Source organism: Marinibacterium profundimaris (assembly GCF_002210095.1).
Lineage (GTDB): Bacteria > Pseudomonadota > Alphaproteobacteria > Rhodobacterales > Rhodobacteraceae > Marinibacterium > Marinibacterium profundimaris.
The window spans coordinates 93,130-117,744 of sequence record NZ_AQQR01000009.1 but is presented as its reverse complement, the minus strand read 5'-3'; the positions used below and the strand labels follow the sequence as shown (position 1 = coordinate 117,744).

Annotated in this window: 20 protein-coding genes; 8 read left to right on the top strand and 12 right to left on the bottom strand. The window is 64.6% G+C overall.

Annotated features, from left to right (window positions below; translation table 11 throughout):
- Positions 1-27 precede the first annotated feature (27 nt).
- Complete coding sequence (locus ATO3_RS18835; RefSeq protein ID WP_158218013.1) at positions 28-1,002, top strand: LysR substrate-binding domain-containing protein; 975 nt, start codon at positions 28-30, stop codon at positions 1,000-1,002.
- Here ATO3_RS18835 and ATO3_RS18830 read toward each other — a convergent pair.
- The 5 genes from ATO3_RS18830 to ATO3_RS18810 form a co-directional block, all read right to left on the bottom strand.
- Positions 993-3,296, bottom strand: a complete 2,304-nt coding sequence (locus tag ATO3_RS18830; RefSeq protein ID WP_088651448.1) for a TRAP transporter permease — start codon at positions 3,294-3,296, stop codon at positions 993-995. The genes ATO3_RS18835 and ATO3_RS18830 overlap by 10 nt on opposite strands.
- Positions 3,297-3,366: 70 nt before the next feature.
- On the bottom strand, positions 3,367-4,326 hold the full coding sequence (locus ATO3_RS18825) for a TAXI family TRAP transporter solute-binding subunit (protein ID WP_158218012.1): 960 nt from the start codon (positions 4,324-4,326) through the stop codon (positions 3,367-3,369).
- 90 nt (positions 4,327-4,416) lie between these two features.
- Positions 4,417-5,901 (bottom strand): class I adenylate-forming enzyme family protein, encoded by a 1,485-nt coding sequence (locus ATO3_RS18820; protein WP_088651446.1) that lies wholly within the window; start codon positions 5,899-5,901, stop codon positions 4,417-4,419.
- Positions 5,898-7,049: an acyl-CoA dehydrogenase family protein gene (locus ATO3_RS18815; RefSeq protein WP_088651445.1), complete on the bottom strand. Its 1,152-nt coding sequence runs from the start codon at positions 7,047-7,049 to the stop codon at positions 5,898-5,900. Before ATO3_RS18815 ends, ATO3_RS18820 begins: the two co-directional genes overlap by 4 nt.
- Before the next feature lie 2 nt (positions 7,050-7,051).
- Positions 7,052-7,912 carry an amidohydrolase family protein gene (locus ATO3_RS18810; protein WP_158218011.1) on the bottom strand — a complete coding sequence of 287 codons (861 nt, stop codon included), beginning with the start codon at positions 7,910-7,912 and terminating at the stop codon, positions 7,052-7,054.
- Positions 7,913-8,147: 235 nt separating this feature from the next.
- On the opposite strand from ATO3_RS18810, the gene ATO3_RS18805 reads away from it, so the two are divergent.
- Together ATO3_RS18805 and ATO3_RS18800 are read left to right on the top strand one after the other, a co-directional pair.
- Positions 8,148-9,623, top strand: a complete 1,476-nt coding sequence (locus tag ATO3_RS18805) for an alpha/beta fold hydrolase (protein WP_158218010.1) — start codon at positions 8,148-8,150, stop codon at positions 9,621-9,623.
- The gene (locus tag ATO3_RS18800; protein ID WP_088651442.1) at positions 9,620-10,369 is read left to right on the top strand and encodes an aspartate/glutamate racemase family protein; all 750 of its coding nucleotides are present in this window, start codon (positions 9,620-9,622) and stop codon (positions 10,367-10,369) included. The genes ATO3_RS18805 and ATO3_RS18800 overlap by 4 nt, the downstream gene beginning before the upstream one ends.
- 75 nt (positions 10,370-10,444) lie before the next feature.
- Here ATO3_RS18800 and ATO3_RS18795 read toward each other — a convergent pair whose 3' ends face one another.
- From ATO3_RS18795 to ATO3_RS18785, 3 genes are all read right to left on the bottom strand, one after another.
- A complete protein-coding gene (locus tag ATO3_RS18795; RefSeq protein ID WP_088651441.1) occupies positions 10,445-11,203 on the bottom strand; it encodes an SDR family NAD(P)-dependent oxidoreductase in 759 nt (252 codons plus the stop codon).
- Entirely contained in the window at positions 11,200-12,510 is a 1,311-nt protein-coding gene (gene hisD, locus ATO3_RS18790; RefSeq protein ID WP_088651440.1) for a histidinol dehydrogenase, read from the bottom strand. Before hisD ends, ATO3_RS18795 begins: the two co-directional genes overlap by 4 nt.
- 85 nt (positions 12,511-12,595) lie before the next feature.
- Positions 12,596-13,579, bottom strand: coding sequence for a LacI family DNA-binding transcriptional regulator (locus ATO3_RS18785; protein ID WP_088651439.1), 984 nt, complete (start codon positions 13,577-13,579; stop codon positions 12,596-12,598).
- A gap of 509 nt (positions 13,580-14,088) precedes the next feature.
- Here ATO3_RS18785 and ATO3_RS18780 point away from each other — a divergent pair.
- The 4 genes from ATO3_RS18780 to ATO3_RS18765 all read left to right on the top strand — a co-directional run bounded on the left by ATO3_RS18780 (position 14,089) and on the right by ATO3_RS18765 (position 18,453).
- The gene (locus ATO3_RS18780; protein WP_158218009.1) at positions 14,089-15,477 is read left to right on the top strand and encodes an MmgE/PrpD family protein; all 1,389 of its coding nucleotides are present in this window, start codon (positions 14,089-14,091) and stop codon (positions 15,475-15,477) included.
- 205 nt (positions 15,478-15,682) lie between these two features.
- A complete protein-coding gene (locus tag ATO3_RS18775) occupies positions 15,683-16,681 on the top strand; it encodes a TRAP transporter substrate-binding protein (RefSeq protein ID WP_088651437.1) in 999 nt (332 codons plus the stop codon).
- A gap of 3 nt (positions 16,682-16,684) precedes the next feature.
- Positions 16,685-17,179, top strand: coding sequence for a TRAP transporter small permease (locus tag ATO3_RS18770; RefSeq protein WP_088651436.1), 495 nt, complete (start codon positions 16,685-16,687; stop codon positions 17,177-17,179).
- Entirely contained in the window at positions 17,176-18,453 is a 1,278-nt protein-coding gene (locus tag ATO3_RS18765) for a TRAP transporter large permease (protein ID WP_088651435.1), read from the top strand. Before ATO3_RS18770 ends, ATO3_RS18765 begins: the two co-directional genes overlap by 4 nt.
- Before the next feature lie 43 nt (positions 18,454-18,496).
- Here ATO3_RS18765 and ATO3_RS18760 read toward each other — a convergent pair whose 3' ends face one another.
- Genes ATO3_RS18760 through ATO3_RS18745 form a run of 4 tightly spaced genes read right to left on the bottom strand, consistent with a single transcriptional unit; the run spans position 18,497 to position 22,553 of the window.
- Positions 18,497-18,802, bottom strand: a complete 306-nt coding sequence (locus tag ATO3_RS18760; RefSeq protein WP_088651434.1) for an REDY-like protein HapK — start codon at positions 18,800-18,802, stop codon at positions 18,497-18,499.
- Between the two features lie 39 nt (positions 18,803-18,841).
- A complete protein-coding gene (locus ATO3_RS18755; protein ID WP_088651433.1) occupies positions 18,842-19,753 on the bottom strand; it encodes an ABC transporter permease in 912 nt (303 codons plus the stop codon).
- A complete protein-coding gene (locus ATO3_RS18750; protein WP_158218008.1) occupies positions 19,750-20,775 on the bottom strand; it encodes an ABC transporter permease in 1,026 nt (341 codons plus the stop codon). Before ATO3_RS18750 ends, ATO3_RS18755 begins: the two co-directional genes overlap by 4 nt.
- A gap of 53 nt (positions 20,776-20,828) precedes the next feature.
- On the bottom strand, positions 20,829-22,553 hold the full coding sequence (locus tag ATO3_RS18745) for an ABC transporter substrate-binding protein (RefSeq protein ID WP_158218007.1): 1,725 nt from the start codon (positions 22,551-22,553) through the stop codon (positions 20,829-20,831).
- 326 nt (positions 22,554-22,879) lie between these two features.
- Here ATO3_RS18745 and ATO3_RS18740 point away from each other — a divergent pair, with 326 nt between their 5' ends.
- The gene (locus ATO3_RS18740) at positions 22,880-24,610 is read left to right on the top strand and encodes an oligopeptide/dipeptide ABC transporter ATP-binding protein (protein WP_158218006.1); all 1,731 of its coding nucleotides are present in this window, start codon (positions 22,880-22,882) and stop codon (positions 24,608-24,610) included.
- Positions 24,611-24,615: the final 5 nt, after the last annotated feature.

Below are 24,615 nucleotides of genomic sequence, written 5' to 3'. Positions count from 1 at the left end.
ATCGAGCCGGCCCGTCGGAGGAAAGCCTTGCATCGCGAAAACGTCCCCCTGAACGCCCTGCGCGCCTTCGAGGCGGCGGGGCGCAAGTGCAGCTTTGCCGCTGCGGCCGCCGAACTGCACGTGACCCCCGCGGCGATCAGCCATCACATCAAGGCGCTCGAGGACTTTGTCGGCACCCCGCTCTTCACCCGCAAACATCGCGCGATCGAACTGACGGATGCCGGCAAGCAGTTCCTCGAACCGCTGACCCAGAGCTTCCTGGCCATCGAGGAATCCACGATGCGGATCAAGAACGTTCACCGAGACGGTCCGCTGCGGGTTCGCGTGGCCGCCTGCATCGCCTCGAAATGGCTCCTGCCCCGGCTGAACCTGCTGCATCAGGCGCATCCCAACATCAATCTCGAAGTCACCGTCTCGAGCGAGATCTTCGAATTCCGCTATTCGGAGATGGACGCGCTGATCCGGCTGCGGAAGGGAGATTTTACCGGCATGCAGGTCGAGCCCTTCCTGACCGAGGAGGTCGCGGCGGTCTGCTCCCCGGAGTTCCTGCGCCGGCACGGTCCGGTCAAGGGGCCGGAGGATCTGCTGCGGCTGCCACTGATCCATGACGACAATCTCAAGGTCATCCCGACGTTTCCGAACTGGCAGACCTGGCTCGGCGCGGCTGGCGTGGATGCCCCGGACAGCCTGCCCGGGCACCGCTTCGATTCCTCTTCGATGGCGCTCGACGCGGCGCTGGCCGGGCGCGGGATCGCCCTGGCCCGCAGCGCGCTGGCCGCGCGCGACCTGCAGCTGGGCAATCTGCTGCGGATCTGCGATTTCACCTATCCGGTGACCCACGACTACTTTCTCGTCTATCCGAACTCGACGCCGAAGCAGAAGCAGCTGGAAACGCTTCAGGCATGGCTTCAACTCGAGGCACGGCAAACCCAGGCCAGCTGGTCGCAGATGCCGGTACACGGCACCGCTCCGGCCAATGCCCCGGTTCCCGCCTACGATTGACGCTGCGCTTGCGCGGCCGGCGCGCCGCCAAGGGTGCGCATGGCGATCATCAGCCCGCTGACGAAGACCACCGACGCCACCAGCATCAGCGCGGTCCAGAGCTCGGGATTGCGGGCATGCAGATAGACTGACCCGGCATACTGGAATATGCCCGCCGTGGCGAAGGTCACGATCCAGGTGGCCGCCGCGGCGATCCGGGTATCGGGGCGCAGACGGGTATCCTCCTCGGGATCGGTAAAGAGCCCTTCCAGCAGGCTGTCCTCGTCCACCCGCGCCGGGATCGCATCGACCGCCGCCGCGTCTTCCTTCTCCATCCGTTTCCGCGCCCAGCGGGCCAGCCAGCCCTCGGGCCCGGCAGTCTCGCTCCGCACGGGCGTCTTGCGCGCGATGACCGGATCACGCCCGGCCGTTCGCCGCAGATACAGCACGCCGGCCAGCGTCAGCAGTATCCCGGCCACGTCCGTGAGCGGTTCGGGCAGGAACATCAGGGCCGAGACCGCCGCTGTCGCAAGCCGTTCGGCCACGGTGAGGTTGCGGAAAAGATAGCCCGTCGTCGCCACCGCGAAACCGCAGAGCGCCAGCAGGCTGGTGATGGAGACGGTGATGATCTCGACCGGTGTGCCTTCCAGCAGGATCGCCGGATGATAGATGAAGATGAAGGGAAGCAGCAGGTTGGCCATGCCCAGCTTGGCAGCGAATAGTCCCGTCTCAACCGGGCTCGACCTGGCGATTGGCGCTGCGGCATAGGCCGTCAGCGCCACGGGCGGCGTGATGTTCGAGGCGATGCCGAAATAGAACGCGTAGAAATGCGCGGCCATCTGGGGTATGCCGGCCAGCTGCATGATCGGGATGACCGTCGCCGCAAGCGTCAGGTAGACTGCCGCCGCGCTCATACCCATGCCCATTATGATGGCCATGATCGCGCAAAGCACCACCAGCGCCCAGAGATGCCCGTCGGCCATGCGCGCGGCTTCCTGCGCGACCTGATAGCTCAGCCCCACGGCAAAGATCGCGCCCAGCATGATCCCGGCCGCCGCCGCGGTGGCCGAAAGCCCCGCGGTCGAGCGCGCGGTCTCCTCGACCGCCTGCATCATGCGCACCGGATCGAGCCTGTCGTTGCGGCGCAGGACACCGATCACGACCGTTGTCACGATGGTCAGCACGGCCACCACGATCACCGACATGCCCATTGTCAGCGCCACGCAGATAACGACCAGCGGCAGCAGAAAGTAGCCCTCGCGCTTCAGCATCGGCCAGGCGGGCGGAATCTTGGTGCGCGGCAGCGGCGCGAGGCCGAGTCTGCGCGCCTCGAGATCGACGGTGACGAACATCACGGCGTAGTAGAGAGCCGCCGGAATGGCCGCGGCGGCGATGATGGACAGGTACGACACGCCCATGATGTCGGCCATGATGAAGGCAACAGCGCCCATGATCGGCGGGCTGATCATGCCCGCGTTCGAGGCCGCCGATTCAACGCCCCCCGCGAAGGCCCGGCGATAGCCGAGGCGGATCATCAGCGGGATCGTGAAGATGCCGGTGGTGACCACGTTGCCGATCGCGCTTCCCGATATCGTGCCGAGCATCGCCGAGGACACGACCGCCGCCTTGGCCGGCCCGCCCCTCCGGTGCCCGAAAAGCGCGAATGCCATGCGGGTGAAAAAACGCCCGCCGCCGACCGCGTTCAGCAGTACGCCGAAGAGAATGAACAGCACCACGTATTGCGTCATCACCGACACCGCGACGCCGAAGATCCCGGCGCTGCCCAGGAACACCGTCTGCAGCAGGCGCGTCGGCGTCACCGGCGCGCCGTAGAACATGCCGCCGAAATGGTCCGAATTCATCGCGTAGAGCATCAGCACCACGCAGATCACGACCAGCACGAGACCCACCGCCCTGCGGCAGGCCTCGAGGATCAGCACGACGAAGAGGATCGAGGTGAAATAGTCGATCGGCCGGAACACCAGCGTCCGCATCGACCAGCTGTCGATCTCGATCAGGAAATAGGCCGCGCACCACAGACAGCCCAGCACCGCCAGCGCATCGACGAAGCGCAGCGGCACGTAGATCGCATTCCCGCGCGCAACGGCGGGCCGGGTCATGAACACGATGGCCAGCGCCGAGTTGACATGCAGCGCGTTCAGCAACTGGCTGTCGGGCGAGCCATAGAAGCCCAGGTAGAGGTGGATGAAGACGTAGAAGGTGCAGACGACCGCGACGAGCCAGTGAAAGGCCCGGTCCACCGCGGGCGCGGATGGGTGTCCGAGCAGAACCTCGGTGGATGACATGGAGGACATGGTCTGCTTCCTTCGGCTCGTCTTGTATCGGCCCGCGGCGGGCAGGACGCCGCCGCGGGACCTGCGGGCTTTATTCTATGACGCCGACTTCACGGTAGAAGCGTTCGGCACCGGGATGCAGCGGCACCTCGTTGTTGGCCAGCGGATCCTTGTCGTCGATCTCTTCCGAGCCGGGGAAGAGGCCGTGGAACTCGGCATAGTTCTCATACATCAGCTTGGTGACCTCGTAGACCAGATCGTCCGACACGTTGACGTTGGTCACCAGCTGGTTGACGTAGAACGGCACGATCTCGTCCTCGTCCTGCCCCTCGTATGTGCCGGCGGGGATCGTGTAGCCGGTGATGCCCGGAAGGATCTCGCTCAGCTTGTCCATCGCCTCGGGCGTCATGCCGACCAGCTCGAAGCCCGGTGCGCGTTCGATCTGCTGCAGCAGACCATAGGGCACGCCGCCCGAGAAAAAGCCGACATCCAGCCGCCCGTCCTGGAAGGCCTGCATCTCGCCGCCGTAATCGACCGTCTCGGTCACGCCGCCGGCCTCGCGGATATCCGCGACTTCCATGCCATGGGCCTGCAACACCGGCTCGACGATCTGATAGAAGAACTGCGCCTCGGGCCCGGTCCAGACCCGCAGCGGGGTGTCCTTCAGCTCGGCCAGGCTTTCGATCGTGTCGGGCCGGGCGATCGGCTGCAGGGTCGAGCCGTAAAGCGTGATGATGTGGCGCACATCCGGCGTATCGACGCCATAGCCGCCATTGCCGTCGGCGATCTTCTTGACCAGCCAGGTATAGGCGATGTTGAACTCCATCTCGCCCATCTGCAGCATGGCCTGGGCCTGTTCGCTGTCCGAGGGAACGACCGAGGCGCGCACGCCGTCGATGTTGTTGTTGATCAGCTCCGAGAGCTTGGCCGAGAACAGCGGGTAGGTGCCGGCCAGGCCGCCGCCGATCCGCGCGAATTCCTGGGCCGCAGCCGCGCCGCCAATCGCTGTCGAGATGAGCGCCGCCGCCAGGCAGGTGAATGTACGTTTCATGTCATTTATCCCTGTTGCTTGGTTTATTTGCTCTTCTGCGCAACCGGCTTGCCGGGGGCGCGCTGTCATACCTTTTCCGCGCGGCGACCCTCAGGCCCCCGGTTCGGGGACCTCCTGAAGGCGCCGGACCAGGTCCGGTTTGATGACCTTTCCGCCGGAATTGCGCGGCAACTCGTCCAGAACCTCGAAGCGGGTCGGCACCTTGTAGGCGGCCAGACCCGCGCGGCAGTGATCGGCCAGCGCGGCCAGGTCCAGCCCGGTCACCGCCGGTACGACAAAGGCCGCGACCTCTTCGCCGAATTGCGCCGAGGGCACACCGACGACGGCCGCATCGCTCACATGGGGATGGGCGATCAGCGTCGCCTCGATCTCGTTGGGATAGATGTTCACGCCGCCGCGGATGATCATGTCCTTCGACCGGCCGGTGATGAACAGGTACCCCTGTTCATCGAGATACCCGAGATCGCCGGGCAAGTACCAGCCGTCCTGGAAATAGCGGGCCGTTTCCTCGGGATTGCGGTAGAAGCCGTCCGGATGCCAGGGCGCCCGCTGACGGATATGGCCGATTTCGCCGGCCCCGAGCGGCTGGCCGTCGTTGTCGGTGATCGACAGTTCAGAGCCGAGGATCGGCCGACCCACCGACCGCGCCACCTCGCCGAGTTCGCCGGGATAGAGGATCGACACCCCACCGCCTTCGGTCGAGGCGTAGAAGTTCACGATCGTGCCGTTGACGTTCTCCAGCAGGTCGGCCCGTTCGTCCGGATGCAGCGCCGAGCCCGAGCAGATCAGCAGGCGCAACGACTGGACCGCCTCGCGGATCTCCTCCGGCGCCTCCCGGATGCGGCGCAGCAGCGTCGGCACCAGGAAGGACGAGGTCACGCCCTGGGTGCGGATCAGCTCGGCGACCATCTCGGGCCGGTAGGGCGGCGGACAGAAGACGACCGTGGCACCGCCCATGAGGTAGGACAGGGTGAACCCGCGCCCACCGCCGAAATAGAGCGGCGTCGCGCAAAGGTTCACGTCGTCCTGATGGAATCCGAGAGACACCCATTCCGAGTAATGCCGCAGCATCATCTGCCGGTGGGTGATCCGCGGGCCCTTGGGCATGCCAGTGGTGCCGGACGAGAGCGACATCAGCAACGGCTCGTCGGCCGAGAAATTCGCCGGGGGCGTGAACGGATGCGCCGCCGTCATCGCTGCGGGATCGAAGGTCAGCACATGCGTGGCCGTGATCTGGCAGGTTTCGGGCGCGTCGGTCACGACGAAGGCGGCCGAGAAGGCGCGCGCGACGTTTTCCTTTTCGGTCGAGGTCCAGCGCGGATCCATCGGCAGAAGAATGGCGCCCGCCCGGATGATGGCGAGCATCGCCACGACGTAGTCGATACCATCCCGCATCGCGATGCCCACGACCTGTCCGCGCGCGACACCATGATGCTGCAGCCAGCCGGCGGTGCTGATCATGGCCGGGCCGAGCGCGGCATAGCGCATCTCGCCGTCCTGGTCGCGCAACGCGACGCGATCTCCGCGCCGGCGGGCGTTCTGTTCGATGTAGTCTGCCAGGTTCTGGGAAATCATAGGTCCATCTCTCGCGCGATCAGGTCGCGCAGCATTTCGTTGGCGCCTTCGCCGAAGCTCAGCAGCCGTCCGTCCCGCCAGTATCGGTTCATGTCGCTTTCCGCCGCATAGCCCGCGCTGGCCATGATCTGCATGCCGTGATGCGTCACGTATTGCAGCGCCTCGGAGGCGAGGACCTTTGTCGTCGCGGATTCCTTGCGGCAGGGATGCCCTTCCGAGATCCGCCGCGCCAGGTCATAGAGCGTCAGCCGCGCCTGATCGACCCGCATCTGCATGTCGACGAGCCGGTGCCGCAGCACCTGGAAATCGGCCAGCCTCTGGCCGAACTGCCGCCGCTCGATCGCGTGGGATCGTCCCAGGTCGATTGCGGCCTGCGCCTGACCCAGAGCATTGGCCGCCTGGCCGGCCCGGCTGTACTGCAGGGTTGACATCAGCACGCGAAAGCCATCGCCCTCGGTGCCGATCAAAGCCTCTTGCCCCACCTCGACGTCATCGAAGGTCACCTCGTAGGAGACCATCGCGTGGGTCCCCAGCTTCGGGATCACGGTCATCGCGATCCCGTCGCTTTGGCGCGGGATCATCAGCATGGTGATGCCGCGCTTGCCGGTGCTGCCCGGTTCGGTCCGGCAGGGCGTGACAAGATAATCGGCGGTGTCGGCCAGGCTGATCCAGATCTTGCGCCCGCTGACGCGCCAGCCGGTTTCGGTGCGCGTGGCCTTCGTCGTCAGCGCCGCCGCATCGGTTCCCGCCTGCGGTTCGGTCAGGGCCAGCGCGAATTGCAGATCGCCCGCCACCAGCCCCGGCAGCAGCCTCTCTTTCTGCGCCCCGGTCCCGGCGGTCATCAGGGTCATGCCGCCGAAATCCACCGTGATCGAATACAGCGCCGCGGCGATCGCCGCGTGATAGCCCAGCCGCTCCTGCACCAGCGACACGGTGGTCCAGTCCTGCGCCAGCCCGCCGTGGTCTTCCGGGAATGGCAGGCCGAGGATCCCGAGCTCGCCGAAGGCCTTGAGAAGCCCCTCGGGAAAGCTGTGCTCCATGTCGTGCTTCCGCACCGCCTCGGGCGGGAGGTGACGCGCCATGCAGCGGTCGATCGAGCGCAGGATCTCGGCCTGGTCCGATGTCATGAAGGGGTCTTCGTAGGGCATGGTCAGCCGGCATCCAGCTTGAAGAGCGACACGGCCGTATCCCGCATCAGCGCCTCGTGCGACTCGGGCCGGAGGCCCATCGCCGCGATCTCGGACACGCCCCGGATCGGGTCGATCACCGGCCAGTCGGTGCCGAACAGCACCTTCCCGCGGCCATAGGTGTTGAGGTAATGCACGATCTGCGGTGGCCAGTGCTTGGGCGCATAGGCGTCGACGCCGATGTAGATATTGGCATGTTTCCACGCCATCGAGATCATCTCGTCGGTCCAGGGCACGCCGATATGGATGCCGATGATCGCGAGATCCGGGAAATCGATGGCGACCTGGTCCAGCGCGATGGGCCGTCCGACCGACGGCAGGCGCCGCTCGCGCGAATAGACCAGGTTGTGCCCGACCTGCAGCATCACCGGGATGTCGAGCTCGCAGCACTTGGCGTAATAGGGGTACCACTTGGCGTGATCCGGGGCGAGGCCGAACCAGTGCGGATAGAAATGCGCCCCGATGAAGCCATAGTCCTTCACGGCCATGTCCAGATCGCGCAGCCCCTGCATGCCCCGCGTCGGGTCAAGCCCCGCCAGACCGCTGAAGCGGTCGGGGTATTTCGCACAGACCTCGGCCACCCTTTCGTAAGAGATCTCGTAAGAGCCCTTGATGTTCATGTCGCCACAGCGCACAGCGGCCAGGAAAGAGCGTTCGATTCCTGCCTCGTCCATGCGCCGGATGTAGTCGTCCATCTCGACGCCGCCCCAGTCGGCCCTGGCCATGCGGACCTGGGCCTTGAAGGTGTCGTCCAGCCCGGTCTGGTCGTTCTCAACTTCGGTGGGGGTGAAAAGATTGCAGATGATGTCGATCGCCTGGACCAAGTTCCGTCCTCCGGATTGCGTTTCCATGAAGCGTGGCGGGCAGGACCCGACCGCTCAACAGACGAAATCTTGGCAATGAGTTAGCTTTTCTAAGGCGAGGTACCTTGCCCGGTGCCCCATGTGGCCGCTGCCGGGACCCGACCTTAGATTTCCTAAGTCACAGGTCAGCAATCATCGCTTTACCCATGGCAAGGTGGCGCCTTTCATGGTCGGGCCAACAGCGGGAGGCACCGGCATGCATCACCCCAGTTCCCAAAGCCATATCGTCAGCCCGGGCGGCCAATGCCTCCATTACAGACGCTACGGTGAAGGTCCACCGGTGGTGCTGCTGCATGAATCCCCGCGCAGCACCCATGTGCTCGATCCGCTTGCATCGCACCTGGCACGAAGCTTCACGGTCTTCGCCATCGACACGCCCGGCTATGGTCTTTCGGACCCGCTGCCCCTGCGCTTCCCCGAGATCGACGATTTCGCCGATGCCATTGCCGCGGCGTTCGATCTGCTCGGGCTCACCGGCCTGCGGGTCTACGGCACCCATACCGGCTCCACCATCGCCGCGGCACTTGGCCAAAGGCGGCCGGACCTTGTGTCGGGGCTCGTTCTTGACGGCTATCCGGTGTTCACCCCTCGCGAGCGCGAGGATTACGAGACCTCGTATCTCGTGCCGTTCGAGCCTGCGTGGGATGGCTCGCACGTGGCGCGGCTCTGGTCCCGGGTGCGCGATCAGTACGGGTTCTTCCCCTGGTACCTGCGCGGTCAGGCGGCAGCCCTGCCCGCCCCCACGCCGCTGGACAAGCACCGCGCGGTGTTCGACGATTTCCTGCGGGCCGGGCCGCATTACGCCACCGCCTATGCCGCGTCTTTCCGGTTTAGCGCCGCCGAGGTCTACGCGGCGCTGACCGTGCCCTGCCATGTCTTCGCGCGGACCTCGGACCTGCTGCACGGGCACCTCGACCGGCTGCCGCCGGCGCGGCCGGGCGACAGCATCGCCTCCTGCCCCGCGGCACAGTCCGACTGGCTCGACCGCGTGGCCGACCTTATGCAGAGCCTGCCCGGCGCGGCGCGGACCCCTGCCCCGCCGCCCGCCGAAATCCGGCGCGACGGCGCGCTTCAGGTCGCGCCCGGCAACCAGTTCTTCCGGTTCCACGATCGCGGCGCCAAGGGTCAGCCGCTCGTTCTGCTGCACCCGCTCCCCGGCTCCGGCCTGACCGCGGCGGACGTGGCGCGGCGTCAGGCCGTGCACCGGCCCGTGCTGGTTCCCGAACTGCCCGGCTGCGGCCTGACCGAGGCGTCAGGCGACAGCGATCCGCTGGGCGCGACCTCCGCCGCAATCGCCGCGCTGCTCGATCATCTGGGCCTGCCGGAGGCCGGCCTTCTCGGGCTTGGTCAGGCGGCGCGGCTGACCGGGGCGCTGGCCGCGCGGCTTCCGCGCCTGACCGCAGAGCCTGCTCCGGTGCCCGTCCCTGTGCCCGCGCATGGATGGACGCCCGAGGATCCGCCCCTTCCGGAACGCTGGGACGGCGCCGATCTCATGGCGCTGTGGTACGAGATCCGGCAGGAGGAGCTCTGCGCCGCCAGGGCGGAGGATCGTGTCGCCGGGATGGATATCGCGCGGCTGCATGCCGCCTTCGTCGCCCATCGGCTGTCCAGGCGCGGCGGCGTGCGGCTGCTCGACCTTGCCTGCGCCCCTGACGAAGGTCTGGCCTCATGAAAATCGGACTGCTCGGCACCGCCGCGGACCGGCCCGGTCATGTCCCGCCCGAACTGGCGGCGGTGGTTCACCCGGATACACAGCTTGAGATGTACCCCGTGACCGCCGCGATCTTCGCGCATACGCCGGTGGAACTGGCCATGCAGCAGGTCAATTACCTGGAAGCCGGGCTGCGCGCCGCGCGGGACGGCTGCGACGCGATCGTCTGCGTGAGCACGGCCGATTACGCGGTGGCTGTCCTGCGCGAGACGCTCGACATTCCCGTCATCGGCGCGGGCGAAGCCGCGCTGACCTTCGGCAGGCTGCTTGGCACGCGGTTCTCGATCGTGACGGTCTGGCCGGGATCGACCAACTTCATCCATGAAAACAACGTGCGCCTGCACGGCGTCGCCGCGAACCTGGCCAGCATCCGAAACGTGATGGAAGAGGACATCCTGCAGGCCGACACCCGTCCAGACGCCTTCATATCCCGGATGCAATCCGGAGATCCCGACACCTTTGCCCGCATCGTTGCCTCGTGCCGGCATGCCGAGGCCGAGGACGGGGCGGAGTACCTTATCCTCGGCTGTACCTGTATGTCTCCGATCGCGGCGGATGTCGCGCGGGAATGCACGCGCGCGGTGGTCAATCCCTTCGCCACCGCCGTCAGCGTCGCGGAAACGATGGCCCGGTCACGCCCCCCGGGCGGCACCGGGGTCGACCTGCGCCCCGAGACACTGGCGCGGTTGACGCAGATGGTGTCCTGACCTTGCCATGCCCGGCCATCGGGTGGCACGGCCGGCCCGACGGGACCCTTGTCCTTGTCGGGCCAGCCTGCCGTGTCAGTCGGCGGTCCAGCCGCCATCCAGCATGACGGCGCTGCCGGTCATCAGCGACGAGGCATCCGAGGCCAGGTAGACCGCCGCGCCGGTGATATCCTCGACCTGGCCGATCCGCCCCAGCTTGATCTTGTTCAGGACCGAGGCGCGAAAGCTCTCGTCCTCGAAGAACGGTTTCGTCAGCGGGGTCTCGACGAAGGTCGGGCAGATCGTGTTGACGCGAATGCGATGCGGGCCAAGCTCCACCGACAGGGCCTTGGTAAAGCCTTCAAGCGCCCATTTGGACGCGCAGTAAAGCGTGCGGTTGGCCGCGCCGACATGACCCATCTGAGAGGACATGTTGATGACCGACCCGGCCTTACCCTCCGAGATCATCCGCGCGGTGACGGCCCTGGTCGCGAAGACCGTCGAGCGCAGGTTCAGCCCCATGACCGCGTCGTAATCGTCTTCGGTGACGTCGCTCAGTGGTTTGGGACGGTTGGTGCCGGCATTGTTGACCAGGATATCGAAGGCCGGCTGGTCCGACACCAGCGCCTCGAACCCCGCGACATCGGTGATGTCGGCAGCGATGGCGCTGGCGCTGAACCCCGCGGCGCGAAGATCCGCCGCGACCTCTTCGATCTCGGCGCCGGTCCGTGCCAGCAGGGTCACCTCTGCCCCGGAGGCCGCATAGGCTTCGGCGATGGCGCGGCCGATGCCGCGCCCCGCACCCGTGACCAGGGCGCGTTTGCCGTCAAGCCGGAAGTCGGGCGCGCCGATCATTCCGCCGCCGCGCCGTAGGGGATGTTGCGCTTGCCATAGCGGCGCACCCGGACGTTGCATTGTTCGGCATGGCCCACGAAACCTTCAAGCATGCACAGGCGGGATCCATAGGCCCCGATCTGTGCTGCGGCCTCGTCGGTGGTCACACGCTGATAGCTGTGCGTTTTCAGGAACTTTCCGACCCAGAGCCCGCCGGTGTAACGCCCGGCCTTCTTGGTGGGCAGGGTGTGGTTCGTCCCGATCACCTTGTCGCCATTCGCGACATTGGTGCGGGGCCCCAGGAACAGCGCGCCATAGCTGTGCATGTTCTCAAGGTACCAGTCGTCCCGGTCGGTCATGACCTGCACATGTTCGCTGGCGATGTCATTGGCCACGGCCAGCATCTCGTCGTGGTCATCGCACAGGATCACCTCGCCATAATCGCGCCAGCTTACGCTTGCGGTGTCGGCAGTCGGCAGGATGGCCAGCAGCCGGTCGATCTCGGCCAGCGTGTCCTCGGCCAGCTTCCGGCTGTTGGTCAGCAGAACCGCGGGAGAATTGTAACCATGCTCGGCCTGCCCGAGCAGGTCGGTCGCGCAGAGTTCCGCATCGACGGTGTCGTCGGCGATGACCATGGTCTCGGTCGGGCCGGCGAACAGGTCGATGCCGACACGGCCATACAGCTGGCGCTTGGCCTCGGCCACGAAGGCGTTGCCCGGGCCGACCAGCATGTCCACCGGATCGATGGTTTCCGTGCCGATGGCCATGGCGCCGACGGCCTGGATGCCGCCCAGAACGTAAATCTCATGCGCGCCGCCCAGGTGCATCGCTGCGATCACGGCAGGGTTCGGCTCGCCCTTGAACGGCGGGGTGGCGGCGACGATGCGCGGCACACCGGCGACCGAGGCGGTGGCAACCGACATGTGCGCCGAGGCGACCATGGGGAATTTCCCGCCCGGCACGTAACACCCGACCGACTGGACGGGAATGTTCTTGTGGCCCAGCACGACCCCGGGAAGGGTTTCGACCTCGATGTCCAGCATCGAGTCGCGTTGCGCCTGCGCGAAATTGCGGACCTGCTCCTGAGCGAAGACGATGTCTTGCATGTCCCGTTCGCTGACACGCGACATGATCGCCTCGATCTCGGAGGCGCTGAGCCGGAAAGCGGGCGGCGAGTAATTGTCGAACCGTTCGGACAGATCGCGGACGGCGGCATCGCCACGGGTTTCGATATCCCGCAGCGTCGCGTCGACAGTGGCACGGACCTTCGCGTCGTCCTCGGAGCGTTCGCCGGCGGGCTTGCCGGACTTCAGGTAGGTAACGGTCATGAAATTTCCTCCGATGACTGGTTTGCCAAGCTGTAAGGAGGCGCGGCGTCCGGATGCAAGATCTGCCGGGCTGACTGAAATTTCTTCACGCTGAGCCGCGTTCGATCAGGCGCACCGGCATGATCCGGATGGCGCCCTTGCTGCCCTTGTCGCGGAGCAGCGTGTCGATCAGGTCGAGCGTCTCGTTGACCATGCGGTTCAGCGGCTGGCGCACGGTCGTCAGATCATAGGAGGGCCAGGCCGCCATGGGGATATCGTCAAAGCCGATCACCGCCACGTCATCGGGAATGCGAACCCCCCTTGCGCGCGCCGCATCAACAGCCGCAAGCGCCATGATGTCGTTAACGCAGAAGACCGCATCAATATCTCCGGGAACGGCAAGAAGCTCCGACATCGCCTCGAATGCGGGGGCATAGCGGTAACTGCCGGTCACATGATGGCGCAGGTCCAGCCCCGCTTCTTCAAGCGCATCGCGAAAGCCGCGCGCGCGTTCAAGCTGGGTCGACGTGTCGGCGCGGCCTCCGATCATCGCGATCCGGGTGCGCCCGGTTGCGGCGAACCGCTGCGCAACCAACCGCCCGCCGCCATAATTGTCGCAGGTGACCGCCGTCATCCCAAGGTCAGGCTGCACGCGGTTGAACAGCACCACGGGCATGGCGTGGTCCCGACAGGCCTTGGCAATGCGCGAGGACATCAGGCTGGACGTCACGATGGTGGCGTCCGACTTCAGGTCCAGCACCTGTCCCAGAAGGCTGTCCACATCGCTGCCCGGCGGTGCGGCATGCAGGATCATGCGGCGCCCCCTGGCCTGGATTTCTTGCGACAAGGCAGAGGCGACCAACGGGTAGAAGGGATTTTCCAGGCTGCCGGTGACAAGCGTGATCGTCCCGGTTGTCATCGCGGCGACCGAACGGGCCGACGGAGAGACATAGCCCATCTCGCGCGACGTGCGCAGAATCGTCTCGCGCATCGCGTCCGAGATCGGGCTGCCTTTCCGGAAGGCGCGCGAGACGGCCGCGGTGGAAAACCCGCAGGCGTCGGCAACATCCTTGGCGGTCACTTTCTTCATCCAGGATCCCGCATCTCTGGGTCGTTGGCATGTTTTTGCACGAATTTATTTCACGTATCACCGAAAATTTTGCAAGCCACGCAAGGCCGGGTCAGGACACCGGCAGAGGCCCATTTGCCGGAAACGACCATTTTTCCCTCAGGCATGCAGTCGCTCTGTCGCGAATAAACCTGAAACGATCCGTGCCGGGCGGGGTCGGAAATCTGCCCTCACGTGCATTCCAAAGCGCCCGGGGTCGACAAGAAGAAAGCGGCCACAGCAAGCACCTCCAAGCTGAATTCGTAATGAATGCGAATTCACATGACATCCGAAACCTGTACGTGTCGCAAGTTTCAGCACCCAAAGTTTTCTATTATTATATGATGTCAGGCAAGTTGACTTTGCGTTCAAGATCGCCTGAACTTCACGATGCATAGGGATGCAACGAATTCAAGATATCCGAATCCGACCGCGCGCAGCTGCACGCGGCCTCGCGCCCGGTCGGACGCACGAATAAGGACGGCACGAACGTGACACGCGAACAAAACCCCCTCCCCTGGCTGGCCGAGCGGGTCGTCGAAACTGGCTTCGATGATCTTCCGGACCTTTCGGTGTCCAAGGCCAAGACCTTCCTTCTCGACACGTTCGGCGTCGGGGTCGCGGGGTGCAACGGCTACAAGCTGGACCAGATCATCAAGGTCGCCCAAAGCTGGGGGCACGGCGACGATGCCACGGTCTGGGTCAGCGGCCAGAAACTGCCCGCCCTCGCCGCCGCCTTCGTCAACGGCTACCAGATCCACAGCCTGGAATACGACTGCGTCAGCGAGGAGGCCGTTCTGCACCCCTTCGCGACGATCCTCTCGGCGGTGATGGCCTATGCCGAGCGGCGGGCCGCGGCGGGCAATCCCGTCACCGGGAAGGATTTCATCACGGCGGTCGTCCTGGGGGTCGACATCTCGCTGTTCCTGGGCAAGTCGGCAACCGGCCCGATCAGCTTCTTCCGTCCGGCAACCGCAGGGGGCATGGGTGCTGCGGCGGCGCTGGCCAAGCTGGAAGGCTTCGACACCGACACGCTGATCCGCACCATGGGCAACCAATACGGCCAGGCCTGCGGTACGCTGCAACCGCACGTGGAGGGCTCGCCGCTGCTGGGCATGCAGGTCGGTTTCAACGCCCGCGCTGCAATCGCGTCGTGCGATTTCGCAAGGCACGGGATCCTCGGGCCATCCGACATTTTCACCGGGCAATACGGGTTCTTTACCCTGTTCGAACGCGGCGGGCTGGATATCCGCCACGGGCTGAACGAGCTGGACGAGGCGTTCCAGATCGAGCGCATGTCACACAAGCCCTTCCCCTCCGGCCGGCTGACCCACGGCGTGGTCGACGGGCTGATGCGACTTCAGGGCGAGCATGGGTTCACCGCCGAGGACGTGGCCGAAATCACCTGCTGGGTGCCACAGCTGGTCAAGCGGCTGGTCGGCCGGCCGATCATTCCCGATCCGGCGCCGAACTACGCGAAACTTTGCCTGGGTTTCGTCGCCGGCTCGTATCTTGTCCATGGGCAGGTCGACGTCGAACAGTTTCTCGGGGCCGAGATGCTCACCCACCCGCTGACCCATGAGATCGCGCGCAATGTCACGGTCATCCAGAACGACAACCCCAGCCACAGCGCCATGGCGCCGCAGACCATTCGGGTCGCGCTGAAATCGGGCGCGGTGCACGAGGTCGTCGTGGAGTCGGTCTATGGCCACTACACCAATCCGTTGTCAGCCGAAGAGAACCTCGCCAAATTCCGCCGCTGCTGGGCGCGCGCGGACGGCATGTCGGAGGCTGCGGGCGAAACCCTGATCGAGACGGTCGACCGACTGCACGATCTTGACGATGTCTCCGAGATCGCGCGTCTGCTGGTAGCAAGCTAGGCGCCAACAAAGTGAATAGGCATGCATGCAGGTTTTCGGACAAGGCGTGCATGCCGCCAACCGGCCTCACCGCCGCATAGTTCAACTAAATTTATCTAGTTTGGGCACCAGATACGCCCTTTGCGTGGATTTACACGCGCAGACATTGACAGGCCCGCATGTAGACATGCGTACGTAGTCACAAATCACCTGAAAGGAAACTCTCATGACCACATGGACCCGATTTGGAAGACTGGCGGCAACGATTGCCCTGCTGGGCACGACCACGCTGGCCGCCCAGGCGGACGAGCTGCGGCTCGCCTCGGGCTTCGGTGACCCGCATTCAAGCTCGCGCGCGCTGGCAAGCGTCTTCAAGGACGAGGTCGAGGCCAACACCGATCACACGGTCGAGATTTTCGCGAACAGCGAACTTGGCCAGGCGACCGAGATGATCAACCAGGCGCAGAGCGGGATCAACTTCGGTGTCTATGTCTCCTCCGCCTTCTTCAACGCGCAGGTGCCTGATCTTGGCGTGACCAACCTGCCCTTTGTTTTCGAGAGCCGCGAAAAGGCCTTTGCCGTGCTCGACGGCCCCTTCGGCGATGAGCTGAAGGCACAGTTTCTCGACAAGGGGCTCGAGGTTCTCGGCTTCATGGAGCTGGGTTTCCGCAACCTGACCAACTCGGTCCGACCGATCGAGACGCCCGAGGACCTGGCCGGGCTCAAGATCCGTCTGCAGAAGAATCCGGTGCATATCGCCACCTTCGAAGAGCTGGGCGTGAGCCCCATCGCCATCGACTGGTCGGAAACATTCGCGGCGCTGCGCCAGGGCGTGATCGACGGGCAGGAGAACCCCTATTCGGTGATCAACACCTTCCAGCTTTATGACGCGAACCAGAAATACCTGACCGACAGCGGCCATTTCTTCGACATCCTGGTCTTTGCCGTGAGCAAGCGGATGATGGACAGCTTCTCGCCCGAGGACCAGGAAGCGATCCGCGAGGCCGGGCGCCTGGCCACGCTGGAACAGCGCCGCCTTGCCGCCACCGAGGACGCCGAGAACCTCGAAGCGCTGCGTGCCGCCGGGATGGAAATCACCGAGCTGACGCCCGAGCAGCGCGCCGCCTTCCAGACAGCGACCCAGCCGGTCTATGAGCTGATCGGCGAGACGCTGGGAGCGGACCGCGTGACCGCCTTCGTTGAAGCCGTCAAGGCAGCGCAATGATCCATGGCGCCTGCAATCAACGCTATTGACCGGGTCCTCCAGGTCCTGATCACGGTCTGCGTTGCCATCATCGTCCTGTCCGTCGCGGCAGACGTGGTGGCACGCTACGGCTTTCACCGTTCGATCATGATGGTGAACGAGCTGAGCCGGCTGATGTTCATCTGGACGACCTTCCTCGTCATGCCCCTGGCCATTGGCCGGGGCATGCACGTTGCCATCACCGGGCTGGAACAGAAGCTGCCGCCCGGACCGCGCATGCTTGTGTACCGGGCGGTGCTGATCGTGGTGGCCGTCTTCATGGCGGTCCTGCTGGTCAGCGCGATCGTCTGCATCCGGCAGCGCACCTCCGAGGCCATGCTCAGCATGCCTCTTTCGATGTCATGGTTCTTCGTGCCCGTGGCGATTGGGGCCGCGCATGCTCTGCTGCACCTGGCCGCCGAATTCCGGCGCGGCGTGCGGACCGAGCGTGTCGTGGATTTTGACGAGGGGCATTCATGAGCCTGATCATTGCCATCGTGTTCTTCGCGGCCTGCCTGCTCGGCGTCCCGCTGGCCTTCGCCTTCGGCCTGTCCGGGCTTGTCGGCTTCACCATCTCCGGGTTGCCGGTCGAGATCCTCGCCTCCAAGATGATGTTCGCCATCAACTCCTTCCCGCTGCTGGCGATCCCGTTCTTCATGCTCGCGGGGGAGCTCATGGTGCGGGCCGGGATGGTCAACCTGGCCATCCGCGCGGCCAATACGCTGGTCGGGCGGGTGCATGGCGGGCTGGGGCATGTGACCATCGCCTCGGGCCTTGGCCTGGCTTCGGTGTCGGGCACGGCCGTCGCCGATGCGGCGGCCCTGGGCTCGGCCCTGATGAAGCCGCTCAGCGAACGCTACAGCCGCCCCTTCGGCGCCGCCCTGATTGCCGCCTGCGGCAACCTCGGGCCGATCCTGCCGCCCAGCACGGCGATGATCGTCTATGCCTCGATCGCCGGCCCCGGCGTGTCGATCCCCGAGCTTTTCCTCGGCGGGGTGCTTCCGGCCTTCCTGATCGCCGGCGGCATGGCCATCTACGTCGGGCTGGCCTGCTACTGGCGTGGCTATCCGCTGACCGGAGAGCCGATCCGTCTGGCCAACATCTGCCGCGAGGGGCTGCGCGCCCTGCCCGTGCTGCTGGTGCCGATCGTGGTCATCGGCGGGATCATCGGCGGCGTCTTCACCGCGACCGAGGGCGGCGCCATCGCCGTGGTCATGGCCAGCCTCATCGGGCTGTTCTACACGCGCGAGCTGAAGCTGTCGGACTTCCCGGCGGCCCTGCTGAGCGCGGGGATGACCACCGGCATCGTGACGATCATCATCGCCGCCGCCGCCACCGTGACCTTCGTCTTCTCGATCGACATGCTGCCGCGCCAACTGAGCGCGCTGCTTCAGTCCCTCACCGATGATCCCCAGATCTTCCTTCTGATGATCTTCGTGACGCTGATCGGGGTTGGGATGTTCATGGAATCGACGGCCGCCTATGTCATGCTGGTGCCGATCTTTTCGCCCATCGCGGCAAGCTACGGGATCGACTCGCTGCATTTCGCGCTGGTCTTCATCCTGACGCTGATCGTGGGCATGCTGACGCCACCGGTGGGCACCCTGCTTTTCGTCGCGTCCGGTATCTCGGGCCTGAAGGTGGGTGAGATTGTCGGTGAGGTGATGCCGCTTGTGCTGATCCAGTTCACCGTGGCGCTGCTGGTTCTGCTGTTCCCGTCGGTCTTTCTCTGGCTTCCGGGCTTCGCCAACTGAGCCTTCTGCCGGCGCGGCCCTCGGGGACCGCGCCGGAATTCGATCACAGGCTGGTGGTGGTCACGAAGATCGGATTGTCCGCCAGCGCCTGGAACTCGGCCGCGATCTTTTTCATGGTCTCGGTCGAAACGTCCCGGCCGAACCCGTCCATGTCGGCCACATCCACGATCTCTACATATTCGTAGGGCGGGGTCGCATCCGACCCCAGAACCCCCGTCGCCTTGTGAACGCTGAACGCCTCGATAGAGGGCAGGTCATTGACCACGGGAATATCCGTGGTCCTGGCCCATGCCTCGTAATCGGCGGCACTCACCTCGGGGCGGAGGTTGAACAGAACGATGATACGCATTTGTCTTTGGCTTTCTGTCTTGGGAAATCTTGAGGAAAATCAGCGATCATAGCGGCGCTGCAGCGCGTCGCCAATGACAGCGAAGGAGAACACGGTCAGCGAGATCGCGACTCCGGGGAAGACCGAGGTCCACCATTGGCCGAGCACGATGTCATTGGCCCCGGTCGAGATCATCAGACCCCATTCCGGGTCCGGCGGACGCACGCCCGCGCCGACGAAGGACAGGCCCGCGGTCAGCAGGATGGCGAAACCGATGGTGACCGAGCTTTGCACCAGAGACGGTCCGATCGAATTGGGCAGCACATGTTGCAGCGCGATCCGCAGCTCGCTCTGACCGATGGCGCGCGAGGCTTCGACCATGCCGCGGCTCTTCTGGGCCATCGCCTCGGACCGGGTCAGGCGCACGTAGATCGGAGCGTAGAGCAGCGACAGCGCCATGATGACATTGATCGCCGATTGCCCGCCAAGGGCCACGAGGATCATTGCCGAGATGAAGACCGGGAAGGACTGGATGACGTCCGAGACGCGCATCATGAACTCTGTCGCGGGGTTGGTGAAATAGCCCGCCACAAGACCGAACGGAATGCCGATCAGCATCGCGAGGAAGTTCGCCGCGAGCGCGATGGTCAGGTCGATCCGGGGCGCGCAGAGCACCCGCGAGAAGACATCGAAGCCCGAACTGTCGGTCCCGAACCAGTGGATCGGTTCGGGCGAGGTGCTGGTGATCGCGACCCAGAGCAGGCCCGGCCAGTCGCGCAGCGGCGGCGGCGGCATGTTCGGAATGAAGGCGCTGTCGACCGGGTCGAAGGGGACGATCATCTCGCCGAAACAGGCCAGGATCAGGGACCCGCCTGCAAAGATGATGGCGAAGATCAGCAGCGCGGACGCGGTCCGGCGCTCCTTGCGGGGCAGCGGCGCGGCGCCAGCCGGGGAGGTGTCGAGAAGGCTCATGTGTAGACGACCCTCGGATCAATGATGGCATAGAGGATGTCGAGCAGGAGGTAGATCAGCAGCGAAATCGCCGTGATCACCAGCACGATGCCCTGGATCGACGGATAATCGAAGGCAAGCACCGAACGGACGGCATATTGCCCGATCCCGCCCAGCGAGAAGACGCTCTCGACCAGCACGGCTCCGCCCAGCATGACGCCATAGAGGATGCCGACCAGCGTGATCGTCGGTGCGATGGCCGCCCGCATCGCGTAGCGGGTCACGGTCTTGCGCCTGAGGCCCGCCGCGTTGGCATAGAGCACGAAGTCAGACGCCTGGGCCCGGATCATGCTTTGGCGCACCATCTTGATGACAGGGCCCGAGAGCACGAAGACCATGGTGAGCACCGGCAGCATGAGGTGATGCAGGATGTCGAAGAACGCCCTGAAATCGCCGGCAATCAGCGCGTCGAGCGTGTAGAAACCGGTCACTCTCGGCGGTGCCTGCAGAAGCGGGCTGATCATGCCCAGGGGCGCGGGTGCGATGCCGAGGTTGGCGAAAAAGATCAGCACGAACAGCAAACCCCACCAGAACTCGGGCTGCGAGCCGCCGAAGAGCCCGTAGAAGAACACGAACTTGTCGACCGCCTTGCCCGGATTTGCGGCACTGGCCACGCCCACGGGCACTGCAAAAAGCAGCGTCACCGCGAAACTGTAGGTCAGAAGCTCGAGCGTGATGGGCAAAGAGGCGCCGATCTCGGCAAGAACGGGCGCGTTGGTCACCCATGAGACATCGAGATCGCCCTGCAGCAGACCGGAGTCCGAGCCGATCCCGAGGTAATTCAGCAACTGCGTCATCACCGGCTCGTCGAGCCCGAGACTGCGCTGTGCCTGTTTATAGGCTTCGGGCGAGGCGTTCAGACCGACCAGGCGCGACACCGGGTCGGCGGGCAGCATCCGCACGAGGAAGAAAACGGCCAGGGTCAGGCCAAGCATCTGGAGCGCTCCGGTCAGCAGGCGCTTCAATACGAACCTTCGGATCATGATGGTCTCCCGAATGGGGCGGAACCGCGGGAGTGCGGTTCCGCCGGGGATCTTCAGTAGTGCAGATCGTAGAGCAGCAGCGAATTCGACGGGTTCCAGCTGAGCCCGCTCAGCTTGTCCGAATGCGCCCATTGGGTCTTGAACGTCACGATGGGCAGCCAGGCGACATCTTCCATCAGCGTGGTCTGCATGTCGCTCAGGATTTCCTCGCGCTTGTCCATGTCGCCTTCGACACGGGCCACGGACCATTGTTCGTCCAGCTCGGGGTTCTTGTAGTTCATCATGTTGTTCAGACCGCCCGCCTCGGCCGAGACGAAGAACAGTTGCATCGCATAACCCGCGTCCACGCCGATCGGCTTCTCCTGGTCATTGAGACCGAAGGCGAGGTCCTTCTTCACGATCTGGCGGTCGCCGTACTGGGTCTGCGGGATCGGATCGAGCGTCACGGGAATGCCGATCTCGTTCAGGGCGGTCCGGATCTGGTTGACCACGGGGCCCAGCGTCGTCTCCTTCTCGGCAACGTAGGTCAGCTTGAACTGTTCGGCGAACTCTTCGAGCCCCTCACCGTTCGGATAGCCAGCCTCGGCCAGAAGTTCCTTGGCCTTTTCAGGGTCATAGGAATAGCCCGGCTCGTAGGGCGTGTAGCCCGGATAGGTCTCGGGGATGACGCTTTCCCACTGCTTGGCCTGACCGCTGTAGCCGACGTTGATGATCCGCTCGTAGGGCATGGCATAGGCGATGGCCTGACGCAGCTTGATGTTGTCGAACGGCGGGGTCGCGAAGTTCATGACCCCGAAGAGCCCTTCGTTGCCGGTCACACCCGAAACCTTGATGCCCGGCATCTTGCGCAGGCTGTCGTACTGGTTCGGGGTCATGCCCTGGATCAGCTGGGCCTGGCCGCTGCGCAGGATCGAGATCCGGTTGCCGCCCTGCGGAACCTTCTTGATGATCGCCGTCTCGATCGGCGCCACGCCGCGATAATAGTTCGGATTGGCCTTGAAGCGGATCTCGTCGTTCTTGGTCCAGCTTTCGAGGCAATAGGGCCCGAAGGACGGCAGGTTCACGTTGTTGGCGTAGTCGTAGGCCCAGGGATCGTCTTCGGTGGCGTTTTCTTCCATCACCTTGGAATCGAGCACCCCCTGCGAGATGGTCACCGCCATGTTGACCAGAAGCAGCGGGTTGGCTTCCACCTGCTCGACCTCGATCGTGTAATCGTCGATCTTGCGGATCCCGTCACCCAGGATGCGGGCCTCTTTGGCCACGTCCTCGTCGGGGCTGAAGACCTCCTGGGTGAACCCCTTCACCCCTGACATGTTGAGCAGGAACCAGGCGTTTGGCACCGCACTGCCCACGTTGAGCGCGCGGGCATAGGTGTACATCATGTCGTCGGCGGTAAATTCGTTGCCCGCGCAGCTAAGCACGCCCTTACGCAGATGCAGGGTCCACACCAGGGTCTCGGGATCGTAGTCCCAGCTTTCCAGAAGGCGTCCGACCGGCTTGGTGAAGTCCGGCATGAGGACACCATCCTCATTGGGCTCGTCGAAATACTCGTAGGCGATCAGGGGCTCCAGCAGCTGGACCATGCCCAGCTGAGTGGTCGGGATCGCAATGGACGGGCCGTCGATATCGAGGCCCGACGGAACGTCTTCGGCAAGGAAAAGCAGCGTGTCGCCTTCGGCGGCTGCAGTCGGGGAAACGGTCGACAGGATCGCACCCGCGGTAAGCGCGATCGCGCTCCCGGTTCGGGCGAGTGTCTGGCGCAGATTTGGGGGGAACATGAAAGCCCTCATTGTTTATACCTCCAAGTGGATATGCAACGCATACGCATGCAATGCTTTTCCGAGTCCGCCCACCTGTCAAGAAAAATAATTTCGCGCTTCAGCATCATGAACGCCGAAAAACTATTCATTTCGTGCGTCTTCTGGCAATCTTTTGTCGGTTTCTGTTTCCAAGCTTGATGTGAATCATCACTTCCCTTCTTATGAATACGTTGTCATCAATCCGGGCGAATCTCGCTTCCGGGGATAAGTAGGTAATGCCCATGACCGCTCTGGCCGCTTCAATCGCCACCGAATCCGATCTTCTTTCAGTCCGTGATTTGACCGTGTCATTCGGACAGAAACGGGCCATCGACAGCATCAGCCTCGATGTCCGCAAGGGCGAGATCGTGGGCCTTCTTGGCGAAAGCGGCAGTGGCAAATCCGTGGCCGCCTACGCCATGCTGGGGCTGACAAAACCCATGGGGCAGATCACCTCGGGCGAGGTCATTCTGGGCGGTCGCGACCTGCTGAAACTGCCTCAACCCGCCTTGCGCGACATGCGCGGAAAAGAGATCGGGCTGATCGTTCAGAACCCGCGGTCATCGCTGCACCCGATGATTCCGGTCGGATCGCAGATCGGAAACGCCTGGCGCGCCCATAACACGGGCTCGGCCGATGCGGCCCGGTCGCGGGCCATCGAGATGCTGGAGCTCGTCGGCATCAACGACCCCGAGCGGCGCCTCGCCTCCTTCGCGCATGAGCTCTCGGGCGGCATGGCGCAGCGCGTGCTGATTGCCATGGCGCTCAGCTCCATGCCCGGACTGCTGGTCGCGGACGAGCCAACCAGCGGGCTGGACGTCACCATCCAAGCGCAGTTCCTGGACCAGCTCTGGAAGACGGTCCGCACGACCGGATCCTCTGTCCTCCTGGTCACCCAGGAAGACGGGATCATCGCCAATTACTGCGACCGAGTGGTGGTGCTTGAAAACGGACGGATCGTGGATCAGGACGACACGCGTGCCTATTTTGCGCGCAAACGCAAGAGCGCTGACCACGTCCCGGCCCGCTCGGACGCCCCGGCAAACACCGATCAGGCCGACGCGCCGCTGCTCGATGTGCACGGGCTTACCAAGAATTTCCCGATCGCCGGCACCGACAAGAGCGTCCATGCGGTCAACGGTGTCGATTTCTCGATCCGCCCGGGCGAAGCGATTGGCCTGGTGGGCGAAAGCGGCTCGGGCAAGTCGACGGTCGGCCGGCTGATCATCCGCCTGCTCGAGGCGAGCGAGGGGCGGATCTTTTTCAAGGGTGACGACGTGCAGCTGAAGACCGGCGCGGCGCTGAAGGCGACCCGGTCCCGGATGCAGATCGTGCTGCAGGATCCCTATGACAGCGTCGACGCCCGCTGGACGGTCGAAAACATCCTGATGGAGCCGCTGAAGGTCCATGGCGATCTCGACCGGAAGGCGCGCGCGGAACGTGTGCGCGAACTGATGGGGCTGGTGGAGCTGGATCCGTCGATGCTGAAGATGCGCCCCGGCGATCTGGGCGCGGGCGCGCTGCAGCGGGTCAACATCGCCCGGTCGCTGGCGACCAACCCCGAATTCGTGATCCTGGATGAGCCCACATCCGTGCTGGCGCCCTCGTCACGCGACAGCCTGATCGCGCTGCTGCGGCGGCTGCAATCCGAGCTGGGCCTGTCCTTCCTCTTCATCTCCCACGATCTGACCACTGTCAGCCAGGTCTGCGACCGGGTTGCGGTGATGTATCTTGGTCAGATCGTCGAGGTCGGCGCCACGGCCGAGCTCTTCGAGAATCCGCGGCACCCGTATACCCGCGCGCTGATCGCCTCGCATCTGGCACCCGATCCGCACAACAGACGGGTCGACCGGGAAAACGAGGACCGGCTCGCAGGTGAGATCCCCAGCCCGATCGATCTTCCGAAGGGCTGTTTTCTCTATGGCCGCTGCTCCTACCGGCTTGATCGCTGCAAGGCCGAACCGCAGCAGCTGTCGCGTGACGAATACGGCCGGCAGGTCCGATGCTGGCGGGTACAGGCCGGCCCCGATCTTTGACAGGC

Bases quoted from the DNA above. Each gene is read 5' to 3' on its own strand.
- ATO3_RS18830 (WP_088651448.1), bottom strand. From the start codon at position 3,296: ATGTCCTCCATGTCATCCACCGAGGTTCTGCTCGGACACCCATCCGCG.
- ATO3_RS18825 (WP_158218012.1), bottom strand. From the start codon at position 4,326: ATGAAACGTACATTCACCTGCCTGGCGGCGGCGCTCATCTCGACAGCG.
- ATO3_RS18820 (WP_088651446.1), bottom strand. From the start codon at position 5,901: ATGATTTCCCAGAACCTGGCAGACTACATCGAACAGAACGCCCGCCGG.
- ATO3_RS18815 (WP_088651445.1), bottom strand. From the start codon at position 7,049: ATGCCCTACGAAGACCCCTTCATGACATCGGACCAGGCCGAGATCCTG.
- ATO3_RS18805 (WP_158218010.1), top strand. From the start codon at position 8,148: ATGCATCACCCCAGTTCCCAAAGCCATATCGTCAGCCCGGGCGGCCAA.
- ATO3_RS18800 (WP_088651442.1), top strand. From the start codon at position 9,620: ATGAAAATCGGACTGCTCGGCACCGCCGCGGACCGGCCCGGTCATGTC.
- ATO3_RS18795 (WP_088651441.1), bottom strand. From the start codon at position 11,203: ATGATCGGCGCGCCCGACTTCCGGCTTGACGGCAAACGCGCCCTGGTC.
- hisD (WP_088651440.1), bottom strand. From the start codon at position 12,510: ATGACCGTTACCTACCTGAAGTCCGGCAAGCCCGCCGGCGAACGCTCC.
- ATO3_RS18785 (WP_088651439.1), bottom strand. From the start codon at position 13,579: ATGAAGAAAGTGACCGCCAAGGATGTTGCCGACGCCTGCGGGTTTTCC.
- ATO3_RS18775 (WP_088651437.1), top strand. From the start codon at position 15,683: ATGACCACATGGACCCGATTTGGAAGACTGGCGGCAACGATTGCCCTG.
- ATO3_RS18770 (WP_088651436.1), top strand. From the start codon at position 16,685: ATGGCGCCTGCAATCAACGCTATTGACCGGGTCCTCCAGGTCCTGATC.
- ATO3_RS18765 (WP_088651435.1), top strand. From the start codon at position 17,176: ATGAGCCTGATCATTGCCATCGTGTTCTTCGCGGCCTGCCTGCTCGGC.
- ATO3_RS18760 (WP_088651434.1), bottom strand. From the start codon at position 18,802: ATGCGTATCATCGTTCTGTTCAACCTCCGCCCCGAGGTGAGTGCCGCC.
- ATO3_RS18755 (WP_088651433.1), bottom strand. From the start codon at position 19,753: ATGAGCCTTCTCGACACCTCCCCGGCTGGCGCCGCGCCGCTGCCCCGC.
- ATO3_RS18750 (WP_158218008.1), bottom strand. From the start codon at position 20,775: ATGATCCGAAGGTTCGTATTGAAGCGCCTGCTGACCGGAGCGCTCCAG.
- ATO3_RS18745 (WP_158218007.1), bottom strand. From the start codon at position 22,553: ATGTTCCCCCCAAATCTGCGCCAGACACTCGCCCGAACCGGGAGCGCG.